Source organism: Micromonospora sp. NBC_00860 (genome assembly GCF_045207375.1).
GTDB lineage: Bacteria > Actinomycetota > Actinomycetes > Mycobacteriales > Micromonosporaceae > Micromonospora > Micromonospora vinacea.
The window spans coordinates 1126663-1141187 of sequence record NZ_CP108825.1 but is presented as its reverse complement, the minus strand read 5'-3'; the positions used below and the strand labels follow the sequence as shown (position 1 = coordinate 1141187).

Here is a 14525-nt window from a genome sequence, read left to right as displayed (position 1 = left end):
TTCGGGCCTGTCTCCGCAGGCCAGCACGATCCGCGTCTCTCACCGCGCTAGCGCTTCGCCTCCAAGGCGGAGCGTTCCCATCTGGCCAGGTCGGCGGCGGCCGCGTAGGTCGAGCGGAGGAACTCGGTCAGCACGGCGTCGGGATCGGGCGCGCTGGCGACCGTCTCATAGGGCAGCACGCACTCCCGCAGGTCTTTGTCGTAGAAGGCGGCCGTGCGCTCTGGATAGCCCGGCGGCTCCGGGTAGGCGTACGCATAGAAGGCGCCCTCCTCGCCGCCGCCCGGCCAGAACCCGAAGCTCGCCAGCTCGTGCGAGTAGCCCTCATGCATCACCGCCGGCGGGCAGTTGGGCACGCCGCCCGGGTGGGCCGGGGCGACGCGGCCGGAGAAGCGCGTATAGGCCAGATCCATCGCTCCCCAGAAGAAGTGCACCGGGCTTGCCTTGCCCACGAACTCGGAGCGGAAGTGGCCGAGAACCCGTTCGGCCTGCGAGAGTTGCTGCCAGAAAAGTCGCGCGGCCTCCCCGTCGTACGACTTGTTCTTGTGGTCGTCGGCGAAGGGGATCGCGATTTCGACCTCGTTGGGAATCGCATGGATCTGCGGCTTGAGTCCGAGCGCTGCCAGCGCCTCGAAGGTTTCGAGGTAGAACGTCGCAACTGGCTTCGGTTCGAGCGCGATGTCGCTCAAGCCGCCGTCGCTGGTGCGCAGGCGAAGCCGGTGATCGAGGAAGTCGAACTCGATGTCGAAGGTCCCCTCGCGGTACGGCACCGGCGACGTGGTCAGGCCGCGCGCGGTCGGATAGAGCGTGACGTGCCACCAGTGGTTGACCGTCGGCGCGTAGGCCATCCGGATCTTGCCAATGATCTGGGTCCACATGTGCAGCGTGTCACGGGTATCGGCCCAGTCCGCCACGCGCAGCCGGGGCCATGACCCGGTGATCGCGTTCTGCATCGCCCTAACCCTCCCAGCCGCTCGACGTGGCCGCCTTGCGAATGATCTCGGCCACCGCGGTGGGCTCTGAGGCGGCGATAGCATGCGACGTCCCGGGAAGTTCCACGTTGGCGCGAGCATCGGCGGGCTCGGCCATGAAGCGGTGTGCCGCGAGCGGGCCGTCGGCGTGCAGCCGCTGGACTACTCTGTTCCAGCTGGCGGACTCGGCGAACGCGCCGTGGACAAGGACGATGGTGGGTTTCATTCCAGTACCTTTCATCGGGTCGACAGAAGGGCGGACAGGAAGTTGGCGGCCTGGCGGATCGCCTCGGCCGCTCGGATTCCGCGGAGCGTGCAACCCGGCCAGTTGCTCGGCGATGGCGCGCAGCGGCGAGGCGGTGATCTCGCCACGCTGCGCGGCGTCGGTGGAGTACTGGTCGCATTACCACTGCATGACGTCACGGCACAGGAAGAAGCCCTCCGCGAACTGCCGGTAGAGCGTGTGTCGAAACTTGCGTCGGTAACCGGGGAGAACAGACCTGCCCGGCGAGCGGCACGGCGCAGTGCTGCTTGGCAGCCAGGGTGAGAGCGATAGCCGCGTTCCCGCCGACGGAGTCGCCGGCCATCGCGAGGCGGCCGGGTCGAGCCCGTGGGTGGCGTCATAGGTAACGACCCACTGCCCGGCGGCGTAGTTCTTCTCCTCAACTGTCCGACGGAGTTGCGCGTGATCTGCGTGGGCCGGTCGGGGTCTCGGCCCCGCCGTTCACGATTTCGTACTGCAGTGCCCCCGAGGGGCAGCGCCCCACCACTTCGGCCAGGCGCTCGGCCTCGGCAAGGTCGGGCCGAATCCACGGGCGCTGGCCCGTGTCGAAGACCTCCGGCAAGCCGCGGACGCACTCGGCGGCGTGCAAGCAACGCCTCGCCTCGAACGTGACAGTGATCTTCTGGCCCTTGTACGCCTTCTTGTTGGCTCCGCTGCTCATAGCGGCCTCCGTCGTCGCGTCGTCGCCATGCTCGGCCGTTCAGTCACTGACCCTGCTGTAGGCCTGGTACACCAGGTCCTGATACTCGGGGTGCCTGGCGATCCACCCCGCGATAAATGGGCAGGTGGCCAGGACCAGCAGGTTCGCGGCGCGCGCCTCGTCGAGGGCGGTGCGGGCCAGTGCTGCCCCGACTCCCCTTCCCTCGTACTCCGGCGAGACCTCGGTGTGTACGAACGCGACGAGTTCCGTGGTGCGGATGTACTGCGCGACGCCCGCGACCTTGGACTCTCCGTCGACGCGGGCCTCGTATCGCTTGGCCTCGGGGACATCACTCACTCTTACCGCCATGTCTCCTCCAGGTGTCTTTAGCGTGGATCTCAAGCCACGGTGGTTCGGTCTAGTTGATGCGTCACTTAACGTCACCGGCCTCCGGGGCCGACCCGTTGTCAGGACTTGGTGGACGACGCGTCGCTGGACTTCGCCAAGTTGTGCGGGCGCAGCTGTCCCCGCGTCGTCTCGGTGACGCGGCGATCCCGCGGTCACCATCCAGTGTGCGTCAGCAACCGGCCGCGACCAGTGACACTGCGTCACATGCGGTGATGACACGGCGCCACTACCGGACCGGCTGCGAACGCGTTTCGAGGAGGCCTGTCCACCAACCAGTCACGAAGTCGAACGGCTTAACCGTCATCTACAGCGGCACTCATTCAGTGAAGGACCCGTCTTTCCAGGTACGGCGAGGCGAGCAACGCGTGCCGCTCGGCAACAACGATGCCGGGAGGACCTCGACCCTGGAGGTCATTGAGGGGCACCGGACGCCGAACTCCGGCACAGCGCCCGTGCTCGGATCTCCGGCAGTGCCTGTGTTCAGGCGCAGTCCGCGCGATCCACGGCGAGTACGTCCCCGATGGGTGTCCTGCTAGGAGAGCGGGCTCTCCCGGACGTTCGGGACGAGCCGCTCGCAGCGGCTGGGTGACTTGCATCCCAATCCCTTGCTGAAACGCGCCCCTGAGTTGAGAGTTCAACTCAGGGGCGAGTCGTGCCGCGCGAGCAACAGAAGGGCAGTGTCATGACCAGGCAATTAACGGGCCGTAGCTACCGCTTCGATCTGGGCGACCTGAAGGTGCGGTTCACCTTTGATTCGCCGACCCAGGGCAGCTTCGTCGTCGTGCAGGGCGCGGGGCTCGCCCCCGACGGTCACGCTGAAACGGTGGCTCTGAACTTGCAAGAGATTCGTGAAGGCGTCTATCTGAACTCCTGGACCGAGGCGAGCGGGGCCACCGTCACGCACCTGGAGGACTTCGAGAACGGGACGGTCTATTCCAACGTGACCGTCGACGGCAAGCTCTACAACTTCGTCGGAACGATCAAGGAGGCCTGAACATGACCCAGTACCCCGCCACCCAGGACGACCAGGCAAAGCGAAACACCGAAATCGTGCTCACCGCGATGCGAGAGTTGTTCGCGGAGAAGGATCTCACCGCGATCGACCGATACTGGGCCGAACCCTATGTCCAGCACAGCCCGCAGATGCCCAACGGGCTTGACACCTTGCGCAACGTCGTCCCGGGGCTGGAGGGCTTCTCCTGGGAGCCGCAACGGGTTGCCGCTCAGGGCGATCTGGTCTTTACCCACAGCATCGTCCGTGGCTGGGCCCCGAACCCTGTGGCCATCGTCGACATCTTCCGGCTGGAGAACGGACGTATCGTGGAACACTGGGACGTCGTTCAGGACATCGTCACCGCCGAAGCCTCCGCCAACGGCAACGCCATGGTGTAGGCCCGGAAGGTCGACATGCCGGTGCGTCGGCGCAAAATGAACACCGTGACGATGCGACGTGACGACGACCTCGACCGGGCCGCAGTATGGCAGGACTTCGTGCTGGCGGCCCACCTCCTCGAGGTCGCGCTGGAACGACAATCCCAGCGCGACGGGAACATCTCGCACGGGCACTTCAAGTTGCTGGTCCTGCTTAGCGCCGCGGAGAATCAGACGCTGGGCCTGAAAGCGCTCGCCGGCATGCTGCGCTTCTCGCCCAGCCGCGTCAGCCACACGCTAAACGTTCTGGAACGCCAGGATCTGGTCACCCGCGGTCGTGTACCAACGGGACGACGCGCCTACGAAGCCACCTTGACCTCGCAAGGTCGACTGCTCGTGGTACGCGTGCTACGCGCGCAACGTGCAGAGATTCGAGACGTCCTTTTCGATAGCCTGGGCGCAGCGGATGCCGCCGCCCTCGGCAGGATCAGCGCGCGTGTTGTGCGAGTTTTCGACGAGGCAGAAGCCTAGTGAAGATGCCACAGGACGGTGTGGTGGCTTAGTACTATCCAGTTGACACCAGTTGCTCTCGGGCGAGTGTGCCGTAGTTCAGACCGTCTACGTGATCACTGACCTGCGTGTGCACCAAGCCACGCCCGCGCCTCGGCCTCGTCGTCGCCGAAGCCGTCGATCGCCCAGGACAGGGCAAGTCCCAGTTCGAACACCTCGTTCGCGGTGACTCTCCGGCCACATTGCCGGCCGCCTTGGCCCGGTCCGGCAGGGCGGCGGCCCGCTCCACCAGTGGCGCATTCGCCGAGTGCAGCGGCGAGGCGTCGTCATGGTGCGCGGTGGCCAGACCCGTGCCGGCGCTGCGTACCTCCCACTGATTCTGGTCGACCAGTCGCTGCACCGCTTGGTGGCTGGTCGACCGCAGATCCCCACCGAGTTCCAGCATGAAGATGCAGGCCAGTATCGTCGGCGGCGGCACGTCCTGAGCTGACCGCGCGGCCGCTGGTGTGCGTTACGCCGTCGCGGTGACGGTGTCCACCGTGGTGCAGCCACTGGCCGGGCTCAGGCTGAGCGCGATGACCGCGTCGAGCCGGTCCCGGACCTCGACGAGTCGGGTGATCTGCTTGTCGATGCGGTCGCGCTCGCTGTCCATCATGGCTCGAGACTGCGGTGTGGTGACCTTCGCGTCGACGCACGGCAGGAGGTCCAGGATCGTCTTGCTGGACAGGCCTGCGCCGTACAGCATCTGGATCAGGTGCACCCGGTCGGCCGCCATGTCGCCATAGTGACGCTGACCGCCGTTGCTGCGTGTGCTGGTCAGCAGTCCTTGTTCCTCGTAGTAGCGCAGCGCTCGCACCGACACCCCGGTCCTGGTGGCGAGTTCACCGATCCGCACGACTTCTCCCCCTCAACTGGTGACGCCAGACACAACACTTGCCTCTAACGTCAGCGTCAGGTTCTAGCGTAGCCCACGCAACGGAACATCTTGAGCCTGTGGAGGCACCCATGCGTATTTCTGGTTCGGTCGCGCTCGTCACCGGCGCCAACCGTGGACTCGGCAAGCACTTCACCCAACACCTGCTGGAGCGGGGCGCGAGCAAGGTGTATGCCACGGCCCGCAACCCGGAACTGATCGACATCGCCGGCGTTGAGAAGCTGCGCCTGGACGTCACCGACCCACAGTCGGTCGCGGACGCGGCGGCCGCCGCCCCCGATGTCACCCTGCTGATCAACAACGCCGGGCTCGCCACCGGGGCAAACCTGGTCAGCGGCGACCTGAGCAAGATCCGGTTGGAAATGGACACACACTTCTACGGCACCCTCGGCATGGTTCGGGCATTCGCGCCAGTGCTCGCCAGTAACGGCGGCGGGGGGATTCTCAACGCCCTGTCAGCTCTGTCATGGTTCTCCTACGACGGGGCCAACGCCTACAGCGCGGCGAAGGCAGCCGCGTGGAGCCTGACCAACGGCATCCGCATCGAACTCGCCGAGCAGGGCACCCTCGTGACCGGGCTGCACCTGGGCGCTGCCGACACCGACATGGCAGCCGGCTATGACGGCGACAAGATGGCCCCCGCCGAGGTTGTCCGTGCCGCACTCGATGGCATCGAGGCCGACAAGCTCGAGGTCATTGCCGACGAATGGAGCGCCTACGTCAAGGCATCCCTCGCCGGGGACCCGAGCGAGTTCTACACCGCCGCCTCCGCCTCGGCGAGCTGACAAAGCAGGTCGACGGGAGGCCCCGGGCACGTCGGCCACTTCTGCGCGGCCGGTGGGGACGCGCAGGCCCGCCGTACCGCGGGAGCCGGGCCGCCTCCCCGTATGGCGTCCAGGAGCCGGGCGGCCCGCGCGACCTCCGCACGAGGCACGCACCTCGCCGATCATGGAGTTGTGGTGGGAAACAAAACGCCCGCAAAACGCCAAGTCAGGCACCACAACTCCATGATCGGCGGGTCCACCTCACCTGGAAACGCGCAGCGCCGGTCGGGTGCCTCCGACATGTGGCTGAGGGGTCAGGTAGTCGAAGTGGGTCAGGCCGGCCACCTGCTGCAGGGGCGATTGCAACCGGCCGGGCGGCAGCAGGACCAGCGAGACCAGACGTGACGCCCGTGCCGACACCGATGGCCCAGCCCTTGCGCGGCGACGCCATCGCCGACGTCATGATGTCGACCTTCACCCAGATGTACGGGCAACTCCCCCCCGTCGCCGAACACCTCCAGGCACGCCGCAAGGCACGCCAGGACGCCCTACTCGGAGTGGGCTCCTCTGCTCGACCTCGGACCGCAGGACCTGACCACATACGTGGAGAACCTGATGCCGCCGCAGCAACCCACGCCGTACCTGTCACTGCGCGGCCTGCCCCTCGCCGACGGCTACCCCGACTGGCTGCGCAGCCGCCTTCCCTGTGCGCTCGTCAAGTCGGCGCCGGCCGTCACCCACTACCCCCATCTGGCCGACCCCGCCTGGTTCGCGGGGCGGATCGTCGCCTTCGACGAAGCTGTTGTCCGGTAACGGAGCACGAGGGTCGTCACCGCCGGTCTATCCTCTTCCCGAGGTCAGGCCAGCGACGGGAAGACAACCCACCCGTGTCCCTGACCGACATTGAGGTGTGACATGCCGTATCTGAGTCCGGTCGCAGTGCAGCGCGTCGAGGGCCTCGTCGTCGCGGCCCTCGCCGTCGTCGTGACCGTCACCGCCGGGTACCCGTGGTGGTCGCTGCTCGCCCTCTTCCTCGTCTTCGACCTGTCCATGCTCGGCTACCTGCGCGGGCCACGCCTCGGGGCCTTTTGCTACAACCTGGCGCACTCCTACACGCTGCCGGCCGCGCTGGGCGCGGTAGCCGTGGCCGCGGCCGGGTTCGGCTACCGGATCGGTTGGCTCGGAGTTCTGGCTCTTGCCTGGGTGTTCCACATCGCCGTCGATCGCGGCCTCGGCTACGGCCTCAAGACGGCCGAAGGATTCGAGCACACCCACCTCGGCTTGATCGGCAAGGCCCGAGGGCCTGACCCGCTTTGACGGACATCCAGGATCAAAAACCCGATGGGTTGTCGTCGGCACCGCGTGAGTTCTCGGCGATGGTGTCGTAGGCCGACTGCGGTAGCGGGTCGGGCAACCGACCCTCGCCTGCCCGGGGGGTGACCCGTGGGCCGCTGCGGCTCAGGCCCGTACGCATCCGCCGCCCGGCCGTCGGCGACCGTAGACGCACGGCGGCGGGCCGACCGGGTCCAATCGCGAGGCCGAGGAGCGGGCGCTGGCCGACCGACGGCCCCGCCAAGGTCAGTCACCTGCTCTCAGCGCATTGAGCACGGCCGTCACCTCGGGGCGCGACGCGGCCGGTCGCCGGACCCCGGCGGTGATGCGCCGGGTCAGCGGCGGGCTCAGCGGGCGGGTCACCACCCGGTATCGCGGGTCCACCGCCAGCTTCGGCAGCATGGTAATCGAGCGGCCGTTCTCCACGTGCTGGAGCGCCAGCATGTAGTTGTTGAACCGACAGATCACCACAGGCTCGAAGCCGGCCTCCCGGCACAGCCGGGTGGACAGCTCGGACATGTACGAGCCGGCGACGTCGAACGTCCAGCGCTGCTGCGCGCACGCCTCAAGGGCGACCGACTCGGCGCTGGTCAGCGGATGCTCCGGGGGCAGCACGAGCACAATCGGGTCGGTGGCGAGCGGCACCAGGTGAATCTCCGGGGAGAGCTCGGCGCCGGCGAAGTCGGCCGTCGTGATGATCAGGTCGACGTCGCCGCGACGCAGCGCCGGCATGCTCTCGTGCGGCTCCAGCTCCAGCAACACCACGCTCACGTCCGGGTGTCGGGCCGCAAGACGGACAAGCGCCGGTTCGACGAGGGCTTGCACCGCACTCTGGAACGCGGCAACGGTGACCGTGCCGACCGGCTCGTCGGCAAGGCGGCGCAGCTCCGACTCGGCCGCATCCATGGCTGCGAGGATCTCCCGAGCCCGGCCGGCGAGCAACATTCCGGCCGCAGTGAGCCGCACCCGCCGCCCGGTGCGTTCCAGCAGAGCGGTCCGGGTCTCCCGTTCCAGCGTGCTCAGCTGCTGCGACACCGCCGACGGGCTCAGGTTGCCGCGCTGCGCAACGGCCCGAACGGTGCCGTAGGTCGCCAGGTCGGCGAGCAGGCGCAGCCGCCACGGATTCAGCGTCATGACCCCCGACTGTACGGATTTGCTTAACAGCGACAGCGGAAATGTGCGATGGACGCGCCTGTCCGGGCTGCCTAGCGTCGGTCCATGACTGATTCGTTCTGGGCCGACGCCGATCGTCACCTGGTCCGCTACATCGGCGCGGGCAGTTTCGTACGCGAGATCATCGACCGCGCCGAGGGCAGTTTCGTCTTCACCGCCGACGGCCGCCGCCTGCTCGACTTCACCTCGGGGCAGATGAGCGCGATCCTCGGCCACTCCCACCCTGCCGTCGTCGCCACGATCCAGCGGCAGGCAGCCACTCTCGACCACCTGTTCAGTGGCATGCTGAGCCGGCCCGTGGTCGAGCTGGCACGCCGCCTCGCCGGCTCGCTGCCCGCGCCGCTGGACAAGGTCCTGCTGCTCACCACCGGCGCGGAGTCCAACGAGGCGGCGATCCGGATGGCGAAGCTGGTCACCGGCCGGCACGAAATCATCTCGTTCGCCCGGTCCTGGCACGGGATGACGCAGGCTGCGGCGAGCGCCACCTACAGCTCGGGGCGCAAGGGGTACGGGCCCGCGGCGCCCGGCAACTTCGCGATCCCCACGCCGAACGCATACCGTCCCGACTTCACCCTTCCCAGCGGCGAGCTGGACTGGCGGCATCAGCTGGAGTTCGCGTTCGAGCTGTTCGACGCCCAGTCGGTGGGCAGCCTGGCGGCGTGCATCGTCGAGCCGATCCTCAGCTCCGGCGGGGTGATCGACCTGCCGCCGGGATACCTCGTGGCGCTGCGCGACAAGGTGCACGAGCGGGGCGGGCTGTTGATCCTCGACGAGGCGCAGACCGGTCTGTGCCGCACCGGAGAGTGGTACGCGTTCCAGCGTGACGGCATGGTGCCGGACATCCTGACCCTGTCCAAGACGCTCGGCGCCGGCCTGCCGCTGGCCGCTGTGGTGACCAGCCCGGAGATCGAGCAGACGGCGCACGAGCGCGGCTTCCTCTTCTTCACCACGCACGTCTCGGACCCGATGGTGGCCGCGGTCGGCAACACGGTCCTGGACGTGTTGGAGGCCGACAGGCTCGACGAACAGGCGGCGCAGCTGGGCTCGTACCTGCGGAAGGGCCTTCAAGAGATCAGCCAACGGCACCCGGTGATCGGTGACGTGCGGGGCCGCGGGCTGCTTGTCGGGCTCGAGCTGGTCAGCGACCGGGAGTCGAAACGACCGGCCGACGCGCTGGGCGCCGCAGTGACAGGGCATTGCCTGGAGCTGGGCCTGCACATGAACGTGGTGCAGCTGCCCGGCATGGGCGGCGTCTTCCGCATCGCGCCAGCGCTCACCTCCACCCACGCCGAGCTGGACCTGGGCCTGGAAATCCTCGACCAAGCACTCGCCGACGTGGTGCCGCAGTTCATACCCTGATACATGAGTCGGGGATCGTGATCCCGGTTGGATGAATGACCACTTCGCGGCGCCGTCGAGCAGCTTCAAGCACTACATCGTGCGGGAGATCTTCGGAGCCGTCCGCGCGATCATCGCGCCAGCCGTGGCTTGAATCAGCAACTGTCCACCGAGGACCTCAACTTCTGTAATCGGCGTACCACGGTGCAGCACCCCTCAAGCAGGGCGAAGCCCGCCCGAGCGCACGGCGGGGGCTATCCAGGGGTGTCGTCTTGCCGCGCCGGACCGAAGAGAGTCATGACGAGCGCCACAATGCTGAAGAAGCCAGATCCCAAGGCCAGCAGAAGCGAGGGCACGAAGGCAGATGGTGGTGGCACCCAGCCACCAAGCACCCAGGGCAGCGTGACAAGGACGACGACCGCTGCCGTGGTGGCCACTTCGTTGACAATGAATGCGGTCGATATTGCCGAGCCGCCGCGGGCGACTGTGCGGTAGGTCGTGTTGGCAGTGGCGGCAACCAGCACGACCGAGAGCGCGATGAAAGTAAGAGCACCCCAGATCGGCTCCAGGCCGGCGAGTGTGAGGGACACGATGAGCGGCATGGCCGAGACCAAGAAGATCCACCGCACTCCCGAGCGCATGTAGCGGTCGGCCGCAGCTGCGCCCCGGCGGGTCTTGTGCAGGTCGGAGTCGAGGTAGAAGAAGACTCCGACGAGAAGTGTGCCGACAAGAGCAGCAGAAACTTCTGCCATAGTCAAAAAAAACTCGTCGCTAATTTCTCGCATCGCGACCGACTCCCCTTCAGCATGGAAGATGTCCCGACGGCAGTCTCTCGGTCACCATACGGGCGACCGAGGAGGGCGTGTGCGTATTCGCAGTCTCGCCATTTCGAGGTGCCAAGTCCATGCGTTCAGGCGCGAGTACCCGACGCACGGAAGGAACCGTGAGCATCATCAGCACCTCAATGGTGTCACCGCTGTGGCTGCGAGGGCCTGCCACGGTCGTGCGGCGACTGGCGCATGAGCCGTTGGGCTTGCGCCCAACCACGCTGGTGGTGAAGATCCGAACCGCCCGCCACCTACCCATTTGCCTACGAGTGCGGCGTGCGGGGCCGCGCCGCGCTGGGCGAGCGGCCCGCTGGCTAGACCATGCCGGTGCTCGCGCCCCGGTCACGGGTCTGTCGAGCGTGGGTGTTCACCGAGTCGGGCCGGCGGCTGCTCGGCCCCACATCGGGGCAGATGAGTGGGATCCTCGGCAACTCGCACCCGCACATCGTCGCGACGATCCAGCGGCAGACGGCGACGCTCGACCACCTGTTCAGCGGCATGCTCAGCCGTCCCGTCGTAGACCTCGCGCGGCGGCTGCCCGATTCGCTGCCCGAGCCGCTTACCCAGGTGCTGCTGCTCACCACCGGCGCGGAGTCGAACGAGGCGGCGATCCGGATGGCGAAGCTGGTCACCGGCAAGCTCGAAATCGTAGTGACCGCATTGGGGCACGCCCTGGATCAGTTGAAGGTCTAGCCAGCACAGCCGTTCCAACTCGACCAATTCCTGTGGCCCTTCGGTGCGACGTGACCACAGGATGGAGATGACCTCCGGGATTGCGAAGTGATAGTCAGCGGGTTCACCGGGTAACTCGAGAGCTTCGGCGAGGGTGCGCGACAGGTGTTCTTGTCGCCTTACGGGAATCACCGAGACGGTAAGCACCGGCAGGGGCATGACTGGTGGTTCCGTTCGGCATCGGCCAACTCAGCGACGGCGGCATGTCCGGCCGGCGGTTCACGGTCGGGCGCACCCTGCGCTGCCTGAGCGTGGACACGTCCAGCCCTCGGCGGCGGGGAATAGTGGAGGCCTGGCATTTTGGGCGAAGCGTGGAACCACAGTGGCACCTGTGAGTTCATCTGACGCCCTTCCTTGAGCGTTTTTCAACCGGCGTAGGTCCGTTCTCGACGTGGTGGCTACCGCCTACGACGCTGCACGAGCGAGAGGGCGAGGCCCTTGAAGCGATCGGCCCAGGGTGGAAAAGCATGTCGGACGATGTCGCCTGCTTGGAGGTAGACGATCCCGGCTGGACCGAGCGGGAGCGTCAGACGTCCGGGCTCACCGAACGGCGGTAGTGACGTCGAGCCTTGAGTCGGTTGCCGCACGTCGCCATCGAGCACCACCGGGCGGTGTTCGCCCGGCTGCGGTCGACCAGGAACAGGCGGCACTCGTCGTTGGCACAGGGGCGTAGCCGTCCGGGGGCGCTTTCGCGCATCTCGGCCCAGGCGAGCACGGCCTGGACAGCGAGCCTCCGGTCCGGAGCGACCACCAGCGGCCAGGTGAGGCCGGTCGCGGTCAGTCGCGGTGTCCGGTGGACACCGGTCAGGGCGGAAGCGAGAGCGTCGGCCGGGATATCGCCGCGGACCGCCTGTTGCAGTAGGGGACGAATGGCGCGTACGGCCTCCAACTCCTCGGGCGAGCCCGTACCGCCGAATCGCCGCAGCGCTGGGGGAGCGCCGGTCGGATCGGCGAGCAGATCCTGTGAATCGCCGTTGACCAGCGGGGTGCTGTTCAGAATGAACAGGAGGAGTTCCTCGCCAGTGGAGACCGGCATCGCACCGCCTAACCATCTTCACGAGTTTGACAGGGTAGAAGTCTATCAGTAGGCTCCTAACCTTCCTACTAGTTTATGAAGGTTAGGGATGCGGGTTCATCACCGGTACGCCACCATCGAAGGGCGGCGACTGTTCTACCGCGAGGCGGGCCCTGCCGGCGCTCCTGCCGTCATACTGCTGCACGGCTACCCGACCAGCTCGTTCATGTTCCGCGACCTCATCCCGAGGCTGGCCGATCGCTACCACGTGATCGCGCCGGACTACCTTGGCTTCGGCCAGTCGGACGCCCCGACGGTTGACGAGTTCGACTACAGCTTCGACGCCCTGGCGCGACTCACCGCCGGGCTGCTCGGCCACCTCGGGGTCGACCGCTACGCCATCTACGTCCAGGACTACGGCGCGCCGATCGGGTGGCGCCTCGCGCTTCAGCCGACCGCCCCGGTGACCGCCATCATCAGCCAGAACGGCAACGGCTACGAGGCCGGCTTCGTGCCCGAATTCTGGGCCCCGATCTGGGCGTACGGCGACGACCCGAACGCACAGAACGAAGCCGCCCTCCGACCCGCCCTCAGCCTCGACGCGATCGTTTGGCAGTACACCCATGGCGTACCGGACCCCAGCGTGGTCGCCCCCGACACCTGGACGCTCGATCACGCACTGCTGCAGCGGCCCGGCAACGACGCGGTGCAGCTGCGGCTGTTCGGCGACTACCACACCAACCGTGAGCTCTACCCTCGGCTGCAGGAGTATCTGCGTGACAGCCAGATCCCCCTCCTCGCGGTCTGGGGTCGCAACGACGAGATCTTCTCCGCGGAGGGTGCGGAGGCATTCCGGGACGACCTGCCCAACGCGGAGATTCACCTGTTGGACGGCGGGCACTTTCTGCTGGAGAGCGAAGGGCGGACAGTGGCGGAACTCATCAACGACTTCCTCGGCCGAGCGCTCGTAACGTCCGGCCCGGACCAACCCTGAGGCTGCTCCTCACCGATACGTGTGACATGGCGCCACTGGCCAGGGCCGGTGGCTGCCGGATACTGAGGGGGTGGCCGCAGGATCGCCGCGTTCAGCGAGTCGACCCAGGGGTGGCTACGCCGGCTCAGCCTCGCGACGTCACTGCATCGCGATGTGACGGCGACGCGCACCGAGCGTGATACAGCCCGATCTCCCAGCGTCCATGACGCTGCGGTGGTGGATCAACTGGCCGTCGCGGACATCCCGGGACCAGATGCCGTATTCGAGGGCGGCGAGGATCAGGTCGGTGTCGCAGCGGTCGGAGGTCTTCCACCCCACGATGCGGCGGGAGAACGCGTCGCGGACCGCGGCGAGCCAGAACACGCCCTAACCGCAGGGAATGCGGGTGGCATCGGCGACCCAGAGCCGGTTCGGCCCGTCGGCGGTGAACTGCCGGTTGACCAGATCCGGCGCCGGCGTGTGCCGTGGGTCCTGCCTCGTGGAGCCGCCGCGCCAGCCTCGACGCAGGAACTCACCCTGCCATCCCTGCTGCGCCATCAGCCGCTCGACGCGTTTGCGGCCCACGTAGACGCGCTGCTACTCGGAACCCCTGGCATCGCCGGCAGCCGCGACGGTCTCCGCCCAGCCGGGCCGCAGCTGGCGGACAGCCTGCCGCAGGTCGCCGGATCGGCTGAGCGGAGCAGCAGCCGCACCGGATGTGCACCCGGCCGTTTACCTTCGTCGCCGGTATCGGGCCGGCCCTGATCTTCGTTCGCGCCCGGTCATGAGCGACCGCGCGCGGACCGCCGCATGATGCAGTCCGGGGCAAGGCCACCTTGCCTCTCGCCCCAGCTCAGGCCAACCGCGGGAGGAGTTGGCGGAGTAGCCCCCCAGAAGGAGCGGATCCGGGTACCGGACCGGGACGCGATCGTGAACCGCGATTTTGCTGGCGTGGTCGCAGGGAACGCAGGTGACCAGGAGCGGGATGTCGAAGAGTTTGCCGTTGGCATTGACGCGGAACTTGCCGTCGCCAGCGCTGGCGAGGCCGGAATGGCAGTGGACGCAGCGGAACGCGAGCAGGGGAAGGTGCGTGCGCCGAAGAGTCCAGGACGCAACGATATGAGGACGCGTAGACATGATCCCTCTGAAGACCTGACGAAAGGCATGGGAAAGAGCCGACGGCGACGTCGGCGACCGATGCGTGGGGAAGGGTGTCAGGTCTAAAGAGCAGGCGGCGTCACGCGGGGTGAAGTCCTC

General features: G+C 67.3%; 21 protein-coding genes. 9 read left to right on the top strand and 12 right to left on the bottom strand.

Translation table 11 applies throughout. From position 1 onward, the window contains the following. Positions 1-47: 47 nt before the first annotated feature. The 5 genes from OH804_RS05120 to OH804_RS05100 form a co-directional block, all read right to left on the bottom strand. Positions 48-950, bottom strand: coding sequence for a DUF5996 family protein (locus tag OH804_RS05120; protein ID WP_406063152.1), 903 nt, complete (start codon positions 948-950; stop codon positions 48-50). Positions 951-954: 4 nt separating this feature from the next. Beyond that, on the bottom strand, positions 955-1194 hold the full coding sequence (locus OH804_RS05115; protein WP_406063150.1) for a hypothetical protein: 240 nt from the start codon (positions 1192-1194) through the stop codon (positions 955-957). A 193-nt stretch (positions 1195-1387) separates the two neighbouring features. Further along, positions 1388-1555 carry a hypothetical protein gene (locus tag OH804_RS05110; RefSeq protein ID WP_406063148.1) on the bottom strand — a complete coding sequence of 56 codons (168 nt, stop codon included), beginning with the start codon at positions 1553-1555 and terminating at the stop codon, positions 1388-1390. A 75-nt stretch (positions 1556-1630) separates the two neighbouring features. Continuing rightward, positions 1631-1912: a (4Fe-4S)-binding protein gene (locus tag OH804_RS05105; protein ID WP_406063145.1), complete on the bottom strand. Its 282-nt coding sequence runs from the start codon at positions 1910-1912 to the stop codon at positions 1631-1633. A 39-nt stretch (positions 1913-1951) separates the two neighbouring features. After that, a complete protein-coding gene (locus OH804_RS05100; protein WP_406063143.1) occupies positions 1952-2260 on the bottom strand; it encodes a GNAT family N-acetyltransferase in 309 nt (102 codons plus the stop codon). Positions 2261-2951: 691 nt separating this feature from the next. Here OH804_RS05100 and OH804_RS05095 point away from each other — a divergent pair. From OH804_RS05095 to OH804_RS05085, 3 genes are read left to right on the top strand one after another with little or no spacing between them, the layout of a single operon-like run. After that, complete coding sequence (locus OH804_RS05095; RefSeq protein ID WP_406063141.1) at positions 2952-3293, top strand: MoaF-related domain-containing protein; 342 nt, start codon at positions 2952-2954, stop codon at positions 3291-3293. Between the two features lie 2 nt (positions 3294-3295). Further along, on the top strand, positions 3296-3691 hold the full coding sequence (locus tag OH804_RS05090) for a nuclear transport factor 2 family protein (protein WP_406063139.1): 396 nt from the start codon (positions 3296-3298) through the stop codon (positions 3689-3691). A gap of 51 nt (positions 3692-3742) precedes the next feature. Next, on the top strand, positions 3743-4201 hold the full coding sequence (locus tag OH804_RS05085) for a MarR family winged helix-turn-helix transcriptional regulator (RefSeq protein WP_406066434.1): 459 nt from the start codon (positions 3743-3745) through the stop codon (positions 4199-4201). A gap of 490 nt (positions 4202-4691) precedes the next feature. Here the strand turns inward: OH804_RS05085 and OH804_RS05080 are convergent, their stop codons facing one another. Continuing rightward, positions 4692-5075, bottom strand: a complete 384-nt coding sequence (locus tag OH804_RS05080; protein ID WP_406063137.1) for a MerR family transcriptional regulator — start codon at positions 5073-5075, stop codon at positions 4692-4694. Positions 5076-5185: 110 nt separating this feature from the next. Here OH804_RS05080 and OH804_RS05075 point away from each other — a divergent pair, with 110 nt between their 5' ends. The 3 genes from OH804_RS05075 to OH804_RS05065 all read left to right on the top strand — a co-directional run bounded on the left by OH804_RS05075 (position 5186) and on the right by OH804_RS05065 (position 7195). Continuing rightward, positions 5186-5899: an SDR family oxidoreductase gene (locus OH804_RS05075; protein ID WP_406066432.1), complete on the top strand. Its 714-nt coding sequence runs from the start codon at positions 5186-5188 to the stop codon at positions 5897-5899. Between the two features lie 594 nt (positions 5900-6493). Next, positions 6494-6691, top strand: coding sequence for a hypothetical protein (locus OH804_RS05070; protein ID WP_406063135.1), 198 nt, complete (start codon positions 6494-6496; stop codon positions 6689-6691). A gap of 102 nt (positions 6692-6793) precedes the next feature. Further along, the gene (locus OH804_RS05065; protein ID WP_406063133.1) at positions 6794-7195 is read left to right on the top strand and encodes a DUF4260 domain-containing protein; all 402 of its coding nucleotides are present in this window, start codon (positions 6794-6796) and stop codon (positions 7193-7195) included. A gap of 261 nt (positions 7196-7456) precedes the next feature. On the opposite strand, the gene OH804_RS05060 is transcribed toward OH804_RS05065, so the two are convergent. Next, entirely contained in the window at positions 7457-8344 is an 888-nt protein-coding gene (locus OH804_RS05060; protein ID WP_406063131.1) for a LysR family transcriptional regulator, read from the bottom strand. An 84-nt stretch (positions 8345-8428) separates the two neighbouring features. Between OH804_RS05060 and OH804_RS05055 the strand changes: the two genes are divergently transcribed. Further along, positions 8429-9742, top strand: a complete 1314-nt coding sequence (locus tag OH804_RS05055; RefSeq protein WP_406063129.1) for an aspartate aminotransferase family protein — start codon at positions 8429-8431, stop codon at positions 9740-9742. 233 nt (positions 9743-9975) lie between these two features. Here OH804_RS05055 and OH804_RS05050 read toward each other — a convergent pair whose 3' ends face one another. Further along, positions 9976-10506 (bottom strand): hypothetical protein, encoded by a 531-nt coding sequence (locus tag OH804_RS05050; protein ID WP_406063127.1) that lies wholly within the window; start codon positions 10504-10506, stop codon positions 9976-9978. A 405-nt stretch (positions 10507-10911) separates the two neighbouring features. Between OH804_RS05050 and OH804_RS05045 the strand changes: the two genes are divergently transcribed. Beyond that, on the top strand, positions 10912-11241 hold the full coding sequence (locus OH804_RS05045; RefSeq protein WP_406063125.1) for an aminotransferase class III-fold pyridoxal phosphate-dependent enzyme: 330 nt from the start codon (positions 10912-10914) through the stop codon (positions 11239-11241). Positions 11242-11806: 565 nt separating this feature from the next. Here OH804_RS05045 and OH804_RS05040 read toward each other — a convergent pair. Beyond that, complete coding sequence (locus OH804_RS05040; RefSeq protein WP_406063123.1) at positions 11807-12316, bottom strand: CGNR zinc finger domain-containing protein; 510 nt, start codon at positions 12314-12316, stop codon at positions 11807-11809. Positions 12317-12404: 88 nt separating this feature from the next. On the opposite strand from OH804_RS05040, the gene OH804_RS05035 reads away from it, so the two are divergent. Beyond that, complete coding sequence (locus OH804_RS05035) at positions 12405-13289, top strand: alpha/beta fold hydrolase (protein ID WP_406063121.1); 885 nt, start codon at positions 12405-12407, stop codon at positions 13287-13289. 138 nt (positions 13290-13427) lie between these two features. Here the strand turns inward: OH804_RS05035 and OH804_RS05030 are convergent, their stop codons facing one another. The 3 genes from OH804_RS05030 to OH804_RS05020 form a co-directional block, all read right to left on the bottom strand. Then, positions 13428-13652 (bottom strand): hypothetical protein, encoded by a 225-nt coding sequence (locus OH804_RS05030; RefSeq protein WP_406063119.1) that lies wholly within the window; start codon positions 13650-13652, stop codon positions 13428-13430. A 3-nt stretch (positions 13653-13655) separates the two neighbouring features. Further along, positions 13656-13853, bottom strand: coding sequence for a hypothetical protein (locus tag OH804_RS05025; RefSeq protein ID WP_406063117.1), 198 nt, complete (start codon positions 13851-13853; stop codon positions 13656-13658). A 147-nt stretch (positions 13854-14000) separates the two neighbouring features. Then, positions 14001-14405 (bottom strand): DUF1062 domain-containing protein, encoded by a 405-nt coding sequence (locus tag OH804_RS05020; protein ID WP_196924240.1) that lies wholly within the window; start codon positions 14403-14405, stop codon positions 14001-14003. Between the last annotated feature and the right edge of the window lie 120 nt (positions 14406-14525).